Source organism: Pseudomonas sp. FFUP_PS_473 (genome assembly GCF_002858665.1).
Taxonomy (GTDB): Bacteria; Pseudomonadota; Gammaproteobacteria; order Pseudomonadales; family Pseudomonadaceae; genus Aquipseudomonas; species Aquipseudomonas defluvii.
This window is the reverse complement of sequence record NZ_PJQQ01000087.1, coordinates 1-1,428: the sequence shown is the minus strand read 5'-3', so window position 1 is coordinate 1,428 and position 1,428 is coordinate 1. Positions and strand designations below refer to the sequence as shown.

Sequence of the window (1,428 nt, the reverse complement as noted above, 5' to 3'; positions counted from 1 at the left end):
CTTATATGGACGCCTCCCGGAGCTCAATAGGTAGCCATGCTGGCGCGTAGGTAGGAGCAGTCTTATATCCGGCCTGTTGTGCAGGCCGAAAAACCTGCTGGCCCTGATGGAATCCGCTGACGAGGCCCTCATCTGAAAATCGAGCTGAAGGCTGTGCCCGTGGCTCATATTCCCTACCAGGTTTACCCCGTCACGGTCTGACCTATTTCGCCATCACGTGCTTACCGCCTGTGCTCCTTGTGAAGTCTGTTGGTTACTGTTTTCAATGCCCCGTAGGGCATGCCGTAAAGAGTTCGGCCCGATACGTAGAGCCCTTGGCCAACACGGCCCAAAGGGTTCTGGCGAGCTTGTTAGCCACTGCGGCGACCGCCACGTTATAAGGCCGCCTGGTCAACAAGCGTTCAACCCACTCTGACCGGTGTCCTCTATTGAGGATCGAGCGAGCACCATGCATCAACAGCGTTCGCAGATAGGTGTCTCCGCGCTTGCTCAGCCCCAGTTGCCGAACTCTGCCACCGGTGCCCGTTTGTCGAGGAACCAGTCCCAGCCAAGCCGCGAACTGGCGACCAGAATGGAAGGTTGTCGCATCTCCCAGTGAGGCAACAGCGGCTGTAGCGGTCAACAAACCAATTCCGGGAATCTCTGCAATTTTCTGGCAGTCGGAGCTCTCACGCAGGCACTGTTTCAAACGCAGTTCGATTTTTCGAATTTCCTCATCCAACTGGATAATCCGAGTCCACTGATCGCGTAGGCTGTCCAACAACATGGAAGGCACTCGATGCTCAGCATCGGCGAAGGCCTCCGGAACGGCCTTGCTCAGCTGGGTATAACCTTCTGGCAGCACGATTCCGAATTCGTAAAGCAGCCCACGTAAGCCATTGCTCTGCATGATGCGAAATTTCAGCAACTGGGAGCGGATACGGTGTAGCGAGAGGATCGCCTGCTGATCCGCCTGCTTGATTGCCACCAGGCAAGCGCCGGGCTGCTGCACCGCTGTCCAGATGGCTTGAGCGTCAGCCGCATCGGTTTTGTTTCGCAGCACAAAGGGGCGTACTGAACGAGGGGCGAGTAGTCGTACCTCATGCCCCTGCTGTTGAAGCTGACGTGCCCACCAGTGGGCACTGCCACAGGCCTCGATTGCCACCAGGCTGGTCGGATAATTTGCAAAGAACGCCAGCACTTCATCACGGCGCAGCTTGATACGCTCGATCCTCCCAGTGCACTGATCAACGGTGTGCAGCTGGAAAACCTTCTTGGCGATGTCCATGCCAATTACGCTATGTTTCATGGTGGATCCTCCTGCTCAAGTGGTGTTTGTTATCCACTCTCCACTTTGGCACCTAGATGCCGGGGCAGCGAGGATCCTCTATTGATGTAGAGGTGCTGCGGTCGGCCCGCTGCCGGGGGGAGGCGTCCATACCATCTGAA

Annotated in this window: 1 protein-coding gene; it reads right to left on the bottom strand. The window is 56.8% G+C overall.

Annotation, left to right across the window (positions count from 1 at the left end):
• Positions 1–262: 262 nt before the first annotated feature.
• Complete coding sequence (locus CYD26_RS24685) at positions 263–1,288, bottom strand: IS110-like element IS1383 family transposase (RefSeq protein WP_019692570.1); 1,026 nt, start codon at positions 1,286–1,288, stop codon at positions 263–265.
• Positions 1,289–1,428: the final 140 nt, after the last annotated feature.